General features: G+C 68.2%; 15 protein-coding genes. 6 read left to right on the top strand and 9 right to left on the bottom strand.

The features are described from left to right. The first annotated feature begins 147 nt into the window (after window positions 1-147). Window positions 148-1,323: a glycosyltransferase family 1 protein gene (locus MNR01_RS05450; RefSeq protein ID WP_241919917.1), complete on the top strand. Its 1,176-nt coding sequence runs from the start codon at window positions 148-150 to the stop codon at window positions 1,321-1,323. Continuing rightward, window positions 1,320-1,898 (top strand): phosphatase PAP2 family protein, encoded by a 579-nt coding sequence (locus MNR01_RS05455; protein WP_241919918.1) that lies wholly within the window; start codon window positions 1,320-1,322, stop codon window positions 1,896-1,898. Before MNR01_RS05450 ends, MNR01_RS05455 begins: the two co-directional genes overlap by 4 nt. 96 nt (window positions 1,899-1,994) lie before the next feature. Here MNR01_RS05455 and MNR01_RS05460 read toward each other — a convergent pair whose 3' ends face one another. The 5 genes from MNR01_RS05460 to creB form a co-directional block, all read right to left on the bottom strand. Further along, window positions 1,995-2,900 carry a carbon-nitrogen hydrolase family protein gene (locus MNR01_RS05460; RefSeq protein ID WP_241919919.1) on the bottom strand — a complete coding sequence of 302 codons (906 nt, stop codon included), beginning with the start codon at window positions 2,898-2,900 and terminating at the stop codon, window positions 1,995-1,997. Continuing rightward, window positions 2,897-3,523, bottom strand: a complete 627-nt coding sequence (locus MNR01_RS05465; protein WP_241919920.1) for a GNAT family N-acetyltransferase — start codon at window positions 3,521-3,523, stop codon at window positions 2,897-2,899. Before MNR01_RS05465 ends, MNR01_RS05460 begins: the two co-directional genes overlap by 4 nt. A 56-nt stretch (window positions 3,524-3,579) precedes the next feature. Next, window positions 3,580-4,950 (bottom strand): cell envelope integrity protein CreD, encoded by a 1,371-nt coding sequence (gene creD / locus MNR01_RS05470; RefSeq protein WP_241919921.1) that lies wholly within the window; start codon window positions 4,948-4,950, stop codon window positions 3,580-3,582. A 115-nt stretch (window positions 4,951-5,065) separates the two neighbouring features. After that, entirely contained in the window at window positions 5,066-6,493 is a 1,428-nt protein-coding gene (gene creC / locus MNR01_RS05475; RefSeq protein ID WP_241919922.1) for a two-component system sensor histidine kinase CreC, read from the bottom strand. Beyond that, a complete protein-coding gene (gene creB / locus MNR01_RS05480; RefSeq protein WP_241919923.1) occupies window positions 6,490-7,176 on the bottom strand; it encodes a two-component system response regulator CreB in 687 nt (228 codons plus the stop codon). The genes creC and creB overlap by 4 nt, the downstream gene beginning before the upstream one ends. Window positions 7,177-7,294: 118 nt before the next feature. Here creB and rlmJ point away from each other — a divergent pair, with 118 nt between their 5' ends. Beyond that, window positions 7,295-8,155, top strand: a complete 861-nt coding sequence (rlmJ, locus tag MNR01_RS05485) for a 23S rRNA (adenine(2030)-N(6))-methyltransferase RlmJ (RefSeq protein WP_241919924.1) — start codon at window positions 7,295-7,297, stop codon at window positions 8,153-8,155. Between the two features lie 39 nt (window positions 8,156-8,194). Here rlmJ and MNR01_RS05490 read toward each other — a convergent pair whose 3' ends face one another. Beyond that, a complete protein-coding gene (locus tag MNR01_RS05490; protein WP_241919925.1) occupies window positions 8,195-9,106 on the bottom strand; it encodes a cation diffusion facilitator family transporter in 912 nt (303 codons plus the stop codon). 142 nt (window positions 9,107-9,248) lie between these two features. After that, window positions 9,249-9,599 carry an MmcQ/YjbR family DNA-binding protein gene (locus tag MNR01_RS05495; protein ID WP_241919926.1) on the bottom strand — a complete coding sequence of 117 codons (351 nt, stop codon included), beginning with the start codon at window positions 9,597-9,599 and terminating at the stop codon, window positions 9,249-9,251. Between the two features lie 120 nt (window positions 9,600-9,719). On the opposite strand from MNR01_RS05495, the gene MNR01_RS05500 reads away from it, so the two are divergent. Together MNR01_RS05500 and MNR01_RS05505 are read left to right on the top strand one after the other, a co-directional pair. Beyond that, on the top strand, window positions 9,720-10,271 hold the full coding sequence (locus MNR01_RS05500) for a GNAT family N-acetyltransferase (protein WP_241919927.1): 552 nt from the start codon (window positions 9,720-9,722) through the stop codon (window positions 10,269-10,271). Window positions 10,272-10,378: 107 nt separating this feature from the next. Beyond that, on the top strand, window positions 10,379-11,428 hold the full coding sequence (locus MNR01_RS05505; RefSeq protein WP_241919928.1) for a class I SAM-dependent methyltransferase: 1,050 nt from the start codon (window positions 10,379-10,381) through the stop codon (window positions 11,426-11,428). 69 nt (window positions 11,429-11,497) lie between these two features. Here MNR01_RS05505 and MNR01_RS05510 read toward each other — a convergent pair whose 3' ends face one another. Then, entirely contained in the window at window positions 11,498-11,923 is a 426-nt protein-coding gene (locus tag MNR01_RS05510; protein ID WP_241919929.1) for an organic hydroperoxide resistance protein, read from the bottom strand. A gap of 105 nt (window positions 11,924-12,028) precedes the next feature. After that, window positions 12,029-12,496, bottom strand: coding sequence for a MarR family transcriptional regulator (locus tag MNR01_RS05515; protein WP_241919930.1), 468 nt, complete (start codon window positions 12,494-12,496; stop codon window positions 12,029-12,031). 201 nt (window positions 12,497-12,697) lie between these two features. Between MNR01_RS05515 and mfd the strand changes: the two genes are divergently transcribed. After that, window positions 12,698-16,165: a transcription-repair coupling factor gene (gene mfd, locus MNR01_RS05520; RefSeq protein ID WP_241919931.1), complete on the top strand. Its 3,468-nt coding sequence runs from the start codon at window positions 12,698-12,700 to the stop codon at window positions 16,163-16,165. Window positions 16,166-16,238: the final 73 nt, after the last annotated feature.

The following is a 16,238-nucleotide window of genomic DNA, read 5'->3' on the forward strand; positions in this document are numbered from 1 at the left end:
ACCGCGACGCAGGGCGCAACGCGGGGCATTTCCAGCACCCGAGGCATCGGGTAACCGTTTTCACGACCCTCCGTCATCGTTGCGTCACCGCCCTGCCATCCCGGTTTCACCGCACGAGGCGACCTTTGTGCAAACCGGGAGCCACGCATGCGTTATGCGATCGTCAGCGAGACCTACCCGCCGGAGATCAACGGCGTCGCCCTGACCGTGCAGGGGCTGGAGCAGGGCCTGCGCACGCGCGGCCACGACGTCCAGCTGGTGCGTCCGCGGCAGGGAGACGGCGATAGCGCCAGCCTCCACGAGTTGCTGGTACCCGGCGCGCCGCTGCCACGCTACCCCGGCCTGCGCATCGGCTTTCCGGCCACCCGCCGTCTGCGCGAGGCGTGGCAGGCGATCCGGCCCGAGGCGATCTATGTCGCGACCGAAGGGCCGCTGGGCTGGTCGGCGCTGCGCGCGGCCGCGCGCCTGGGCATCCCGGCGGCCACCGGCTTCCATACCCGGTTCGACGAGTACATGCGCGACTACGGCGTCGCCTTCCTCGCCCCGACCGCACTGCGCTGGATGCGGCGCTTCCACAACAGCGCCGATGCAACCCTGGTGCCGACGCGCGAGCTGGTCGACTTTCTGCAGGGCCAGCGCTTCGAGAACGTGGTGCGGTTGCCGCGCGCGGTCGACACCGTCCAGTTCGATCCGCAGCGGCGCGACTTCGCTCTGCGCGCGCAATGGGGACTGGGCGACGACGGCTTCGCCGCGATCTACGTCGGGCGCATCGCCGCGGAGAAGAACCTCGACCTGGCTGTCCGCGCGTTCCGCTCCCTGCAGATCGCGCGCCCCGACGCGCGCTTCATCTGGGTCGGGGACGGCCCGGCGCGGGCAAAACTCGAAGAGGACAACCCCGACTTCATCTTCTGCGGCGTGCAACGCGGCGACGAACTGGCCCGGCATTTCGCCAGCGGCGACCTGTTCGTCTTCCCCAGCCTCAGCGAGACATTCGGCAACGTCACCCTGGAAGCTCTGGCCAGCGGCGTACCGACAGTCGCCTTCGACTACGGCGCGGCGCATGAATACTTGCGCGACGGCGTCCATGGGGCTGCGATCGGCGCCGGCGACGAGGCTGCCTTCATCGCCGCCTGCACGCGCATCGCCGGCGACGATCTCAGCCGCAGTGCCATGCGCATGGCGACCCGCCAGGCCGTGGCAAGCCTGCGCCCTGAACAGGTGGCCACCGATTTCGATGCGCTGCTGCAGGACATGGTGCAGTCACGCCGCAATGCCGGCGTCGCGTCGCTGCCCTCCACACCACCGGAACGGGAGGCGTCATGAACCGCCAATCTCTGCAGCGCATGCTGCATCGTCCAAAGCTGCACAAGCGCCTGATCGACGGTGACAGCGGCTGGTGCCTGCGCGCGAACCGCTGGGGCGAAGGCGGACGCTCGCGCTCGTATTTCGCACTCGTCAGCCGACTTGGCGACGGTGTGTTCTGGTATGCGCTGATGGCCACACTGATCGTGATCGATGGCCTCGACGGTCTGGCCGCATCGGCGCACCTGGCCGCGACCGGCGTGATCGCACTGGCACTGTACAAACGGCTCAAGCGCTGGACTCGACGACCACGCCCGTTTGCCTCGGACCAGCGCATCCATGCGTGGGTGGCGCCACTTGACGAGTTCAGCTTCCCCTCCGGGCACACGCTGCACGCGGTGGCCTTCAGCCTGGTGGCGATGGCGCACTACCCGCTGCTGGCCTGGCTGCTGGTGCCGTTCACCGCAAGCGTGGCCGCCTCGCGCGTCGTGCTGGGACTGCACTACCCCAGTGATGTGCTGGCGGCGACGGCGATCGGCACGGCGCTGGCGGGGTTGTCGTTGTGGCTGGTGCCTGGGGTGACGTTGTTTGGTTGAGGGTCACCCTCTCCCGGGTGCGCTTCGCTTACCCGGGCTACCTGGCGCGGTCCGTAGCCCGGGTAAGCGAAGCGCACCCGGGTCACCCCGCGACCGTTACGCCGCTTCGGCGCGGACAACCTTGGCGCGGGCGACGCTCGGGAAGTACTGGCTGGCCCAGTCGCGGTCGTTGGCCACCTGTGCCTGCGCGCGGCTGGCCTCCAATGCGGCGAAGTCGAGCGTGGCAACGGCCCAGTGCTGGTCGCCCCGGGTCTGCACGATCATGCCGTCGTGCGGCAGGCCAACATCCATCGGTGCGATCAGCGCCGCCTCGCCGGTGTTGGTGTCCAGTGCGGGACTCCATGGCGCCTCGCCGGCCGTCACCGCCTGGGCAACGAAGCAGCGGTTCTCCAGCGCGCGCGCCAGGCAACCCACGCGCACGCGGGTCGCCCCGGCCTCGGTGTCCGTGCAGCTGGGTACGACCAGCAGGCGTGCACCGGCCTCGCACTGGGCACGTACCGGCAGCGGGAACTCGCTGTCGTAGCAGACGGCGACCGCACTTCTCACCGGCCCGGTCTCGAAGACCTTCAGCTCGTCACCGGATTCGATGACGCCGGCGGACTTCTCGAACCCGGTCAGCCGCAGCTTGTCCTGCCAGACGTGGCTGCCGTCCGGCGCGAACGTGTAGCTTCGGTTGCGATAGCGACCACGACCCAGGTCGAGCAGGAACGTACCGGCCACCACGTGCATGTGCCGTTCCCGCGCCAGGCGCGAGAACAGTTCCAGCCACGGGCGGTGCCAGGCCTGCAGCGCCGCCAGCGACGCATGCAGGTCGGCACGCGTTGCCGCATCGAACATCGCGCCCAGTTCCAGCGCCAGATACTCCGGCAGTACTGCCATCTGCGCACCCTGCTGGCGCGCCTCGTCCAGCCAGCGCGCCTGCTTGCCGGCGAAGGCGGCAAAGTCATCCGGTGCACCGACGGCGTACTTGGCCACGGCCACCTTGAGCACGCCGTCGCTCATCGCGTCCGCTCCAGCGGTCGCAGCCAGAACGTCAGCGCGTGGTCGACGACGACGCCGCCGACCTCGCGCCAGGTCAGGTGCGCCTTCAGTTCCGGGCGCTGGCGGTAGCCGCGCTTGTTCCAGAACTCCTCGTTGCCACGGTGGAACGCCGGGCGACGTGGGTGCCCCGGCTCGCGGTCGACCGCGCAGAACGCGGTCCATGCGTAGTCGCCGTAGCTGCGCGCGTGGGCCTCGCGCGCATCGAAGAAGCGATGGCCGATGCCGCGCCCCCGGTACTGCGGCAGCAGGACCGATTCGCCGCAATAGAACACCTCCTGCGGCTCGATCGAGACACCGTCGAACGCGTCCAGGAAGGTGCTGGACTCGGCCGCCAGCGGCATCCCGGTCGAGGCGCCGACCACCTGGTCGCCGTCGAACGCCAGCGCGACGATGCTGCGCGGCGAATTCAGGTAGCTCTGCAGGTACTCGGCTTCGTAACCGGCATCGCCGTCGTAGAGGTAAGGCCAGTCGCGGAACACCGCGATGCGCAGGCGGGCCAGGTCGTCGAGCCAGGGCGAGATGGCGGCACCGCTGTAGCTGCGCACGTCGAGAGCGGACGGCGTTTCCGGAGCTTTGGCATCCATGACGTACATCTTGGGATTCCCTGTCGGCGGTTGGAGGTGGATGGGCTGAAGCATGGTCAGGCCGGTTCGCGGAGACCGCCTTCGCTGGCTGAGTCACGCAACGACGGTCGCGATCCGGCCAATTGATACCAGTCGACCCGGCGGGTGACCACCATGATCGCAGCCAGGACCAGGAACAGCAGCCCGGCGCCGAGCACCAGGGCGTTGTCCTCCGACACCAGCAGGCCGTACAGCGCAGCATAGAGCGTGGCCAGCATGGCGGCGAAGCCCAGGCCGCGGCCAACGCTGCGCAGGACCGCGACCAGGTAGAAACCGATCAGGCCGATGCAGGCGACGCTGGCGATCAGGTAGGCGATGGCGAAGGCGATGTGCTCGCTCAGGCTGACCAGCAGCAGGAAGAAGATCGCCAGCGCCAGGCCGACCAGGCCGTACTGGATCGGGTGGATCGGCAACTGCTTGATCAGCTCGAAGATGAAGAAGCCGACGAAGGTCAGCAGCACGAACAGCAGGCCGTACTTGGTGGCGCGATCGGCCTGGGTATAGATGTCGACGGGGTCGATCAGCGACACCCCGACCGCGTCGATGCCGTCCATGCCGGCGATGCCGCCGCTGAGGTCGGGCAGCACCTGCCCCTGCAGGTACTCGCGCTGCGCGTTGGTCGCGACCGAGGCGATCTGCCAATCGGCCCTGAAGCCGGAGGCATCGAGCTCATGCCGGGGCGAGCTGCCGCCGAAGCTGGGATGCATCCAGCTGGACTGCAGGGCGAACTGGTTGCTCTTGCCCAGCGGCACCAGCGCCAGCGATTCGGTACCGCCCAGCACCAGGTACAGCTCGGTATCGAGTTTCAGCACCTGCCCGGCCTGCGGCTCGGCCAGGCGCACGTGCAGGCCCGAACCGCTGCGGCTGCCCAGGCCTTCCTCCACCACCTCGCTGCGGCCGTTGATGCGCAACTGCGGCGACGCGCGCAGGCCGCGCACGTCGGCGATGCCATAGCTCAGCCAGGGCTTGCCGATCTTGCGCGGGACGGACTCCGGCGCCGGGATCAGCGCCTCGAAGCGCGCCCTCGCCTTGCCGTGCCACTCGTACACACGCACTTCGTGCAGGCCGCGCTTGCGCGTGCTGGGACGCATCGGACCGCGCACGTCGAGCGTGGCCGGAAAGAAGGTCCAGTGGTGGGTCACTTCGCGCTGCACCTTGTGCACGACGTTGTACTTGTCGGTTTCTTCGACCTCGACGGTCTCGGTATAGGGCACCACCAGCACCGGCCCGGCGAAGGACTGGGCACCGGCATAGCTGCGGGCAATATCGGAAACCGCCTGGGCGCGGTAGTTCTGGCGGTCCTGGATGACGCCGCGGATCATCAGCAGCGGAACCAGGATCGCAATGGTCATCGCGACGACCATGACGATCTTGAAGGCAAGGCGCATGTGCAACTCCTGTCGGGTAATGGCGACAGGATCGGGTGCGAACGCGGGGCGACGATGGCGCCACGGTGAAGTGAGGGTGAAGTCGCCCTTGGGATGAGGTCAGCCGGCCAGCCGGTCAGCCCGGCAGCGACAGGCGCGCGAGCGCGCCGCCGCCTTCGCGATTGTCCAGGGTGGCCTCGCCACCGTGCAGGGTCGCCACTTCGGCGACGAAGCACAGGCCAAGGCCACTACTTCGGCTGCCATTGCCGGGACGCGGCAGCGAGTAGAAACGCTCGAACACGCGATCGCGCGCGTAGTCCGGGATGCCGGCGCCGCGGTCGCTCACCTCCAGGACCTGGCGCTCATCCTCGCGCTGCAGGCGCAGTTCGATGCGACTTGCCGCCGGGGCGAAATCGATCGCGTTCTCGATCAGGTTGATCAGCGCCTGGCGCAGCAGGAACGGATCGCCCTGGACGGCGGGCAGGCCATCCTGCAGGTCGACGTCGAGCGCAATCCCGGCCCGCATCAGGCGTGTCGTGCATTGTGCGATGGCGTCTTCGGCCAGGGCCGCCAGCGCCACCGGCTCGGGCTGTTCCAGCCGCTGGCGATGCTCGACCGCGGCCAGCGCGAGCATCTTGTCGATCATCTGCGCCAGCCGTTCGCTCTGGCTGCGGATGCTGGCAGCGAAGCGGATCCGGTCGGCCTCGTCGAGCGGGCCTTCGAGCAGCTCGGCACTGCCACGGATGGCCGCCAGCGGACTCTTCATCTCGTGCGTCATGGTGTGCACGTACTGCTCGACGTACTGCTTGCCTTCGAGGCGGACGCGCATGGTTTCCAGCGCCTGGCCGAGTTCGCCGAACTCGCCCGCGGCGCGCGGCACGGCGACGCGTTCGCCGGCGGTCACGCCATTGGCATAGCGACGCAATTCGCCCAATTGCCGCGACAGCCACCAGGCCGCGACCAGGCCGACGAGCAAAGAGACCCCCAGCAGCACCGCGCCCCAGCGCAGCACCACGTTCTGGCTGCGCTCGATGAAGGGCGCGATGGCGCTGTTGGGCTTGGCCACCGTCAGCACGCCGATCACCTTGCCCTGGCCATCGCGGATGGGCGCGGCGACGTGCATCACGGTCGAGTCCGGGTCGGAGTACTGGCTGCGGCTGGAACGCGCGCCGTACTTCCCCTGCAGGGTCAGGTAGACGTCGTTCCAGCGCGAGTAGTCCGCACCGACATCGCGGCCACTGCTGTCGAACACGACCCTTCCCCGGGCATCGGTGACGTAGATGCGGTACTGCGAGGAGCGCTTGCCGAACCCCCATATCCTGGCGCCGTAGTCGCGCCGCGCCATCGCCCTGACCCGCCGGGCGAAGTCACCATCGTCGATGCGCCCGGCGATGAAGTCGTCGGTGGCCAGTTCGGCGAGCACGTTGGCGGTGTCGACCAGGGTGTCCTCCATCGCCTGGCGCACGCCCGGCTTGACCTCGGCGACGAACACCTGGGCCAGCAGCAGCCCCGCCAGCGCGACGATCAGGAAGTAGCCCAGGAAGATGCGCAGGCCGATCTTCATTCGCGCGCCGCCTTGCCGTCGCCCATGTCCAGCGAATAACCCAGGCCGCGGTGGGTGCGGATCGGGTCGAGTTCGGGCGCGACCTCGCGCAGCTTCGCCCGCAGGGTCTTGATGTGGGTATCAACCGTGCGGTCACCGCTGTCGAGGGCATTGCCCCATACGCGGTCCATCAGCTGCGCGCGCGACAGCACCGCGCCCGGACGCTGCAACAGCGCCGCCAGCAGTCCGTACTCGTAGCGGGTGAGGTCGAGGAACTGGTGGCGGTAGGTGATGCGCTTGCCTTCGGCGTCATGGACGAACCCACCGGCCGCGGCCGGCGCCTCGTGGTGCGCGCGCCGCAGCACCACCCGCACGCGCGCAACCAGTTCGCGTGGCGAGAACGGCTTGGTCACGTAATCATCGCCGCCGATTTCCAGGCCGAGGATGCGTTCGGCTTCGGCGTTGTGCGCGGTCAGGAAGATCACCGGCAGGTCGCGTCCGCGCCGCAACTCACGGCACAACGCGAAGCCGCCGATGTCGGGGAGGCCGACGTCCAGCACGGCCAGGTCGAACGACTGGCCGCGCGCCAGGGCCAGCGCATCGCGGCCGGTCAGGCAATGCGACGTCTCGAACCCGTCCGCACGCAACGCGTGCACGACGATGTCGGCGATGGCGGGTTCGTCTTCTACCAGCAGGATGTGCATGGGCGGCGGCAGTCGGAATCGGAACCCGGAGGGCGTCAATCAAGCGTAGCAGCCCCCTCGCCGAGCCCGGAACGGCGCGTGCGTGTAGATTGTGCGGGTCCCCGCTCCCCCGCCCCCCATGAATTACCGTCACGCGTTCCACGCCGGCAACCATGCCGACGTGCTCAAGCACATCGCGCTGCTGGCGATCTGCGATGCCCTGGTCGCCAAGCCGGCGCCGGTGTTCGCACTCGATACCCACGCCGGCCGTGGTCTGTACGCGCTCGACAGCAATTCGGCGCAGCGCACCGGCGAGGCCGAGGGCGGCATCGGCCGGCTGATTGCCGAGGCGCCCAGGCATCCTGCGGTGGCCCGCTACCTGGCCGCGATCCGCGCCTGTCGCCACGAACATGGCCAGGCCAGCTATCCGGGCTCGCCCTGGCTGCTCGCCCACGCCCTGCGCGAGCAGGACCGCATCGCCGCCTGCGAACTGCAGCCGGAGGAAGCCGGCCAGCTCAAGGCCGTGTTCGAGCGCGACCCGCGCGTGGCCGTGCATGCGCGCGACGGCTATGCGGCGATGAAAGCCCTGCTGCCGGCCCGTATCGGCGAAACCCGTTACAACCGCGGCCTGGTACTGATCGACCCGCCGTACGAAGCGCAGCTGGAAGAGTTCGACACCGCCATCGCGGCACTGCGCGAAGGCATCAGCCGCTGGCCGCAGGGCACGTTCGCCCTGTGGTACCCGATCAAGCTGCGTCGCGCACTGCAGCCGTTCTACCGGCGTGCGGCGGCGATCCCGGCCAAGTCGTCGTTCGTGGCCGAACTGCAGGTCCGGGCCGACGACTCTCCGCTGCGCATGAACGGCAGCGGCCTGCTGGTACTCAACCCGCCCTGGCAGCTGGACCAGTCGCTGGCCGGCGTACTTCCGCTGCTGGCCAGGGTGCTCGGCGAAGGGCCGGGCGCGGCCAGCCGGGTGGAGTGGCTGGTGCGCGCGGCTTAGGCCTGGGTCCCGGCGTTCGCCGGGACGATGGTGACGACCTCAGTCCGCCTTGCGATCCGGCTCGAAGAAGCTCCATCGCACTTCCGGGAAACTCTGCTTGAGCGCCCGCTCGACCGTATTGATCTGATCCATCAGAGTCCCGACGCTGTGCTCCTCGCGCATCTGCGCCTGCACCGAAACCAGCACCTCGTTGCCCAGCTGCAGCGTGATCAGGCTGATCACGCGCGTGATCTCCGGGCGCGCATCGAGGAACTCGCGCATCTGCTTCTGACGCGCAGGGTCCACACTTTGCCCGATCAGCATCGCCTTGACCTCGATCGCGACGAACACCGCGACCACGATCAGCAACGCACCGATGGTGATCGTGCCGATCGCATCCCACAGCGGATTGCCCGTGACCGCGGCCAGCAGCACCGCCACCAGCGCGAACACCAGGCCGAACAGCGCCGCCAGGTCCTCGCCGAAGATCACCACCAGTTCGGCCTGGCGGCTCTCGCGGAACCACTGCCACAGGTTGCGGTCGCCGCGCGCCTTGTTGACCTCGACCAGGCAGGCCCGCATCGACACCGCCTCGGCAATGATGCCGAACGTCAGCACGCCCGCAGCCCAGTACCAATGCTTGATCGGTTCGGGATGCTGCAGTTTGTGGATGCCCTCGTACAGCGAGAACATGCCGCCGACGGTGAACAGCATCACCGCCACCAGGAACGACCAGAAGTAGATCGCCTTGCCATAGCCGAGCGGGTATTCCGGCGATGGCGGCTTGCGGGCCTGGCGCATGCCCAGCAACAGCAGCAACTGGTTGCCGCAGTCGGCCAGCGAATGCACCGTCTCTGCCAGCATCGCGCTTGAGCCGGTGAAGAACGCGGCCACGCCCTTGGCGACCGCGATCGCGAAATTGGCGCCCAGCGCAAACAGGATCGCGCGGGTCGAATCACCACCACCTGCCATGTTTCTTCCTTGGTTTTTTGGGTCGCTGATGTTGTCGCTGTCCAGCGCGCGCCTGGTCGCGGCTGCGCGCGGAACCTGAACCGCGCGAGTCTAGCATCGGCGCATGGCCGACCCGCGCTGCCGCGACGCGATCAGGATGCGATCAGTCGGCCAGTTCGCGCTGCGTGCGCTTGGGCAGTTTTTCGCGGACCAGCTCGTAGCTGCGACGCACCAGGGCGCGCAGCTCGTCGGCGGGAACCCGCTTGGGCTGCTCGATGTACACCCAGTGCGCCCGGGCCAGGTACGGGGCCGGGATGAACCCGGGTCGCTCGGTCAGCTCCAGGAACCGTTCGTCCTCGACCTTGAAGCTCATGCTCCCCGCCTTCGGTCCGCGCAGGCAGATCACGCAGAACATCTTGCCGGCCACCGAGAAGACCAGGTCGTCCTCCCACTTCACCGACTCCTCCACCCCCGGCCAGGGCTCCAGCCAGCCGCGCAACGTGTTCTCGTTCATCTGCCTGTCCCCTGTCCTGTCATGTCCGGCCCTGGGCCGCCCGATGAACGGCACGCGCCCGGGGCCGTCCTGTGAAGATTGTGAATACGCCTCTGCGACGAAGTGTGCCAATATCCGCCCATGGCCGCGCGCGAACGCCTCCCGCCTTGGCACGAAAGAATGCGCCTTCCCAACGGGCGCGAAGTGCTCATACGCCCGATTCGGCCGGAAGACGCCGAACCGATCCGCGCGAGCTTCTCCCTGCTTGAGCCCGAAGAGGTCCGACAGCGCTTCCTGTATGCGCTCAAGGAGCTCACCGCGGACATGGCCGAGCGGATGGCGCGGATCAACCCCAAGACTGAATTCGCACTGGTCGCGGCCGAGCCGCTGCCTCCGGGCGAAGCCCTGGTCGGCGCGGTGGCCCGCATTGCCATCGACGAGAACGGCAAGGATGCCGAGTTCGCCATCCTGGTCAGCCATTACGTGGCGGGCATGGGCCTGGGCCGGTACCTGATGACGCGTCTGGTGAAATGGGCCCGCGGCAAGAAGCTCGAGCGCGTGTACGGGGATGTGTTCGAGCACAACCAGGCGATGCTTTCGCTGGCCGAGTCACTGGGCTTCCAGCGCGAGTTCCAGCAGGACGCGCCGGGCCTGATCCGGGTCGCACTGGACCTGAAGGCACGCAAGGCCTGACCTGTCCGCAAGGACGGCGTTGCCGCGTTCAATTCTTTGCTCGGGGGGCCTGCGGCAGGGTGCTGCCGCGCGTCCATGGAAGGACCCCACCCCTTCCGGACCCCGCCATGACCGTAAACGAAGAACGCCTCAACCAGTTCCTTGGCCACGCCGTAGGCGACCTCGGCGCGGCGATGAGCGCCACGCTGATGCTGATCGGCGACCAGCTCGGCCTGTATCGCGCCCTGGCGAAACGACCCATGAACTCCGTGCAGCTGGCATCGGAAACCGACACCAACGAGCGCTATGTGCGCGAGTGGCTCGGCAACCAGGCCGCGGGTGGCTATGTCGAGTACGACGCGGCCGCCGACACGTATTCGCTCAGTCCCGAGCAGGCCCTGTGCCTGGCCGACCCGGGTGGACCGGTCGACCTGCCCGGCGCCTATTCGCTGGTCGAGGCGACGTTCCATGCGCTGGAGCGCACCAAGGACAACTTCCGGACCGGCAAGGGCATGGAATGGGGTGAGCACCACCCGTGTCTGTTCCACGGCACCGAGCGCTTCTTCCGCGCCGGTTACAACGCAAACCTGATCACCAGCTGGTTGCCGGCGCTCGACGGCGTGATCGAGAAACTCAAGGCCGGCGGCAAGGCCGCGGATGTCGGTTGCGGGCACGGCGCGAGCACGACGCTGATGGCGCAGGCGTTTCCAAAATCGAGCTTCATCGGCTACGACTACCACGCTGGCTCGATCGAGGTGGCCAGTGAACGCGCCCGCCAGGCGCGCGTCGACAACGCCTATTTCGAGGTCGCCGACGCCACCGGATACCGCGGCGACCACTTCGATCTGATCGCGTTCTTCGACTGCCTGCACGACATGGCCGACCCGGTCGGTGCAGCCCGGCATGCCCTGCACGCACTCAAGCCAGACGGCACCTGCCTGCTGGTCGAGCCGTTCGCTGGCGACAGCGTCGAGGAGAATCTCAATCCGGTCGGTCGCGTCTACTACGGCGCGTCATCGCAGATCTGCGTGCCGGTATCGCTGGCACGCAACGGACCGGCGCTCGGGGCGCAGGCCGGGGAAGCGCGATTGCGCGCGGTGCTGGAGGAAGCCGGATTCAAGCGCTTCCGCCGCGCCACGCAGACTCCGTTCAACCTGGTGCTCGAAGCGCGCCCGTAGCAGATCGCGCCCCGGCTGCAGCAGGAGCCAGCGGACTGGCTCCTGCGCAAGGCGTGCAAGCAGCCTTGATCAGACGATGGTCAGGGTGACGTCGATGTTGCCGCGGGTCGCGTTCGAGTACGGGCAGACCTGGTGGGCCTTCTCGACCAGCGCTTCAGCCTGCTCGCGCGGCAGGCCCGGCAGCGAGATCTTCAGCTCGGCCTGGATGCCGAAGGCCTGGCCAACCGGGCCGATGCCGACGCTGCCTTCGATGCTGGCGTCGGCCGGCAGTGCGATCTTCTCGCGCGCGGCGACAACCTTCAGCGCGCCGATGAAGCAGGCCGAGTAGCCGGCTGCGAACAGCTGCTCCGGATTGGTGCCCTCGCCGCCGCCGCCGCCGAGTTCACGCGGCGTGGTGAGCTTGATGTCGAGCACGTTGTCGGAGGAGACGGCGCGACCGTCGCGGCCGCCGGTGGCGGTGGCATGGGCGGTGTAGAGGACTTTGTCGAGCGACATGGGATGACTCCTTTGGGGCTTGCGGGGGGATGTGCCGTTTCCGGCGGTGTTGTAACTAGTGCGCCAGTTGATCGTGCGCTATGTATATGTCAGGCGCGTGGACGGTCATGCGTTCTTCGCCAGGCTCCCGCGCAGGGACTCGAGCTGCTGCTTGAGCGACACCATTTCCTCGAGCGAGCACTCCGCCGCGCAGACCAGCTCGGCCGGAACCGTTCGCGCCCGGGCCTTGAGGGCGCGCCCTTCCTGCGTCAGCGCGATGATCACCTGGCGCTCGTCGTCGAGCGCGCGGGTGCGGGTGATCAGACCGGCCGCCTGCATCCGCTTGAGCAGCGGCGTCAGCGTGGCCGAGTCCAGGAACAGGCGCTCGCCGATCTCGCTGACCGTGATCTGGTCGCGCTCCCATAGCACGAGCATCGCCAGGTACTGCGGGTACGTCAGGCCGAGCGGGCCGAGCAGCTTGCGGTAGACCTTGTTGAGCGCGAGCCCGGTCGAGTACAGGGCGAAGCAGAGCTGCTCGTCGAGCGTCTGCGGCGCCTTGGCCCGGGTTGCCTTGCTGGTGGCTGCGGTCTTCATGCTGCGCACTTTATATAGTACGCTATCTAATTGCAAGCGATTATTTTCGTGACTGGTGGAACGCTGCGGTCCAGCCCCGGGCGTCCCGAGCGCAGCGGGCGTCCGGGCCCTGCCCGCCCCACTCACGTAAAATGCAGCCTCTTTGCGCTGGCGGCGATGGCTGCCGGCGCTGCATTCGTTTTCTCGATCGAGATCCCCCCGATGCCGAAGACCGATTTCCCCACTCCGCCCTTGCCGAAGGCCGGACAGCAGCGCGCCTGGTGGCGCGCGCCGGCATCGCCTTCCGCACTGGCCTTCCACATCGCCTCGGCGGCCCGCGCGCACACGGGACCGGTGCTCGCAGTCGCACGCGACAACCACACCGCGCACCAGCTGGAGTCCGACCTGCAGACGCTGCTGGCCGGACAGGCCGAAGTGCCGGTGCTGGCATTCCCGGACTGGGAAACCCTGCCCTACGACATCTTCAGCCCGCACCCGGACATCGTCAGCCAGCGCCTGTCGGCACTGCACCGACTGCCCACGCTCAAGCGCGGCATCGTGATCGTGCCGGTGCAGACCCTGCTGCAGCGGCTGGCACCGCTCAAGCACATCGTCGGCGGCAGCTTCGACGTGAAGCTGGGCCAGCGCCTGGACCTGGACGCGGAGAAGCGCCGGCTCGAATCGGCCGGCTACCGTCACGTACCGCAGGTGCTGGACCCGGGCGATTTCGCCGTGCGCGGCGGCCTGCTCGATGTCTATCCGATGGGCGCCGAGCAACCGTTCCGCGTCGAGCTGCTCGACGACGAGATCGACACCATCCGCGCGTTCGATCCGGAATCGCAACGCTCGCTCGACAAGATCGATTCGGTGCACTTGTTGCCGGGCCGCGAAGTCCCGCTCGATGACGCCTCGCTCAAGCGCGCGCTCGACGCCCTGCGCGACCGTTTCGACCTCGATACCCGCCGCAGCGCGCTGTACCAGGACCTCAAGGCCGGGCTGACGCCACCGGGAATCGAGTACTACCTGCCGTTGTTCTTCGACAAGACCGCGACGCTGTTCGACTACCTCGCCGCCGATACCTTGCCGGTGATCGGCGACGGCGCACTGGAGGCGGCCGAACAGTTCTGGAGCAACACCGGCGAACGCTACGAGCAGCGACGCCACGATCTCGAGCGGCCGCTGCTGCCGCCGGATGCGTTGTACCTGGCGCCGAATGCGCTGCGTGAGCGCCTCAATGAAGGCAACCGCGTCGAAGTCTGCGGCGAAGGCCATCCGCAGCGCGACCGCGCCGAAGCGCTCGGCGACCAGCCGGCACCGGCGCTGCCGATCGCAGCGCGCGACCACGCCCCAGCCGATGCATTGAAGTCTTTCCTTGGCAGCTATCCGGGACGCGTGCTGATCGCTGCCGATTCGGCCGGGCGTCGAGAAGCGCTGCTGGAGCTGCTGCAGGCAGCGGACCTGAGGCCCGAGGTCGTGTCAGGCTGGCCGGCATTCGCGCCGCCGCAGGGGCAGAGTCGGTTCGCGATCGCCGTCGCGCCGTTTGACGACGGCTTTGCCATCAGCGAGCCCGCGCTCGCGGTGCTGACCGAGCGCCAGCTCTTCCCCGAGCGCGCCAGCCAGCCGCGCCGGCGCCGCCGTGTCGGCCGCGAGCCCGAGGCGATCATCCGCGACCTGGGCGAGCTCAGCGAAGGCGCGCCGATCGTCCACGAGGATCATGGCGTCGGCCGTTACCGTGGCCTGATCACGCTGGAAGCCGGCGGCCTGCCGGGCGAGTACCTGGAGATCGAATACGCCAAGGGTGACCGCCTGTACGTGCCGGTCGCGCAACTGCACCTGATCAACCGCTACTCCGGCGCCTCCGACGAAACCGCGCCGCTGCACTCGCTCGGTGGCGAGCAGTGGACCAAGGCCAAGCGCAAGGCGGCAGAGAAGGTCCGCGATGTCGCCGCCGAGCTGCTGGAGATCCAGGCCAAGCGCCAGGCCCGCGCCGGCCTGGCGATCGACATCGACCGCAGCATGTACGAGCCATTCGCAGCTGCATTTCCATTCGAGGAAACACCCGACCAGCACGCTGCGATCGAAGCGGTCATCCGCGACCTGGGCTCCAGCCAGCCGATGGACCGGGTGATCTGCGGCGACGTCGGCTTCGGCAAGACCGAGGTCGCGGTGCGCGCGGCCTTCGTCGCCGCTGCCGCCGGCAAGCAGGTCGCCGTGCTGGTGCCGACCACGCTGCTGGCCGAGCAGCACTACCGCACCATGCGCGACCGCTTCGCCGACTGGCCGCTCAAGGTCGAGGTGCTGTCACGCTTCAAGACCGCCAAGGAGATCAAGGCCGAGCTGGAGAAGGTGGCCGAGGGCAAGATCGACGTCGTCGTCGGCACCCATCGCCTGCTGCAGCCGGACGTGCGCTTCAAGGACCTGGGCGCGGTGATCGTCGACGAGGAACAGCGCTTCGGCGTGCGCCAGAAGGAGGCGCTGAAGGCGCTGCGCGCCAACGTCCACCTGCTGACCATGACCGCCACCCCCATCCCGCGCACGCTCAACATGGCCATGGCAGGCCTGCGCGACCTGTCGATCATCGCCACCCCGCCCGCGCACCGCCTGGCGGTGCAGACCTTCGTGGTGCCGTGGGATGACGCGCAGCTGCGCGAAGCGTTCCAGCGCGAGCTCTCGCGCGGCGGCCAGGTGTACTTCCTGCACAACGACGTCGAAAGCATCGGCCGCATGCAGCGTCAGCTGGAGGAACTGGTGCCGGAGGCGCGTATCGGCGTCGCCCACGGCCAGATGCCCGAGCGCGAACTGGAACGGGTGATGCTCGACTTCCACAAGCAGCGCTTCAACGTGCTGCTGTCGACGACGATCATCGAATCGGGCATCGACATCCCCAACGCCAACACCATCATCATGAACCGCGCCGACAAGTTCGGCCTGGCACAGCTGCACCAGCTGCGTGGCCGCGTAGGCCGCAGCCACCACCGTGCCTATGCCTACCTGGTGGTCCCGGACAAGAAGTCGATCACCGCCGATGCACGCAAGCGCCTGGATGCGATCGCGGCCATGGACGAGCTCGGTGCCGGCTTCACCCTGGCCACGCACGACCTCGAGATCCGCGGCGCCGGCGAGCTGCTCGGCGAGGAACAGAGCGGACAGATGGCCGAGGTCGGCTTCAGCCTGTACACCGAGCTGCTCGAACGCGCGGTGCGCTCGATCAAGCGCGGCGAGCTGCCCGATGTCGATGGCAGCCATGCCCGCGGCGCCGACGTCGAGCTGCACGTGCCGGCGCTGATCCCGGATGACTACCTGCCGGACGTGCATACGCGCCTGACGCTGTACAAGCGCATCAGCGGCGCCCGCGACGGCGACGAACTGCGCGAGCTGCAGGTGGAGATGATCGACCGCTTCGGCCTGTTGCCCGACGCGGCCAAGCACCTGTTCGCCATTGCCGAACTCAAGCAGCGCGCGACCGCGCTGGGCATCCGCAAGCTTGATCTGGGCGAGAAGGGCGGGCGCGTGCAGTTCGTGGAGAAACCCAACGTCGACCCGATGGCGATCATCCGCCTGATCCAGGGCCAGCCCAAGCTCTATCGCATGGAAGGGCCGGACAAGCTGCGCATGACGCTGGACCTGCCGGATGCACAGTCGCGGCTGCTTGCGGCGCGCGGCATGGTCACGGCATTGCAGCCGGCCTGACTGGCGTGACTGGCGTCGCGGGCATGGCGGCAGCCGGCGGGTTATCGTGCGCGCAATCCACTGCGCGGAACGC

This window comes from Lysobacter sp. S4-A87, assembly GCF_022637455.1.
Lineage (GTDB): Bacteria > Pseudomonadota > Gammaproteobacteria > Xanthomonadales > Xanthomonadaceae > Lysobacter_J.

Bases quoted from the DNA above. Each gene is read 5' to 3' on its own strand.
- MNR01_RS05495 (WP_241919926.1), bottom strand. From the start codon at position 9,599: ATGAACGAGAACACGTTGCGCGGCTGGCTGGAGCCCTGGCCGGGGGTG.
- mfd (WP_241919931.1), top strand. From the start codon at position 12,698: ATGCCGAAGACCGATTTCCCCACTCCGCCCTTGCCGAAGGCCGGACAG.
- rlmJ (WP_241919924.1), top strand. From the start codon at position 7,295: ATGAATTACCGTCACGCGTTCCACGCCGGCAACCATGCCGACGTGCTC.
- MNR01_RS05490 (WP_241919925.1), bottom strand. From the start codon at position 9,106: ATGGCAGGTGGTGGTGATTCGACCCGCGCGATCCTGTTTGCGCTGGGC.
- creC (WP_241919922.1), bottom strand. From the start codon at position 6,493: ATGAAGATCGGCCTGCGCATCTTCCTGGGCTACTTCCTGATCGTCGCG.
- creB (WP_241919923.1), bottom strand. From the start codon at position 7,176: ATGCACATCCTGCTGGTAGAAGACGAACCCGCCATCGCCGACATCGTC.
- MNR01_RS05505 (WP_241919928.1), top strand. From the start codon at position 10,379: ATGACCGTAAACGAAGAACGCCTCAACCAGTTCCTTGGCCACGCCGTA.
- MNR01_RS05460 (WP_241919919.1), bottom strand. From the start codon at position 2,900: ATGAGCGACGGCGTGCTCAAGGTGGCCGTGGCCAAGTACGCCGTCGGT.
- creD (WP_241919921.1), bottom strand. From the start codon at position 4,950: ATGCGCCTTGCCTTCAAGATCGTCATGGTCGTCGCGATGACCATTGCG.
- MNR01_RS05465 (WP_241919920.1), bottom strand. From the start codon at position 3,523: ATGGATGCCAAAGCTCCGGAAACGCCGTCCGCTCTCGACGTGCGCAGC.
- MNR01_RS05450 (WP_241919917.1), top strand. From the start codon at position 148: ATGCGTTATGCGATCGTCAGCGAGACCTACCCGCCGGAGATCAACGGC.
- MNR01_RS05500 (WP_241919927.1), top strand. From the start codon at position 9,720: ATGGCCGCGCGCGAACGCCTCCCGCCTTGGCACGAAAGAATGCGCCTT.
- MNR01_RS05510 (WP_241919929.1), bottom strand. From the start codon at position 11,923: ATGTCGCTCGACAAAGTCCTCTACACCGCCCATGCCACCGCCACCGGC.
- MNR01_RS05515 (WP_241919930.1), bottom strand. From the start codon at position 12,496: ATGAAGACCGCAGCCACCAGCAAGGCAACCCGGGCCAAGGCGCCGCAG.
- MNR01_RS05455 (WP_241919918.1), top strand. From the start codon at position 1,320: ATGAACCGCCAATCTCTGCAGCGCATGCTGCATCGTCCAAAGCTGCAC.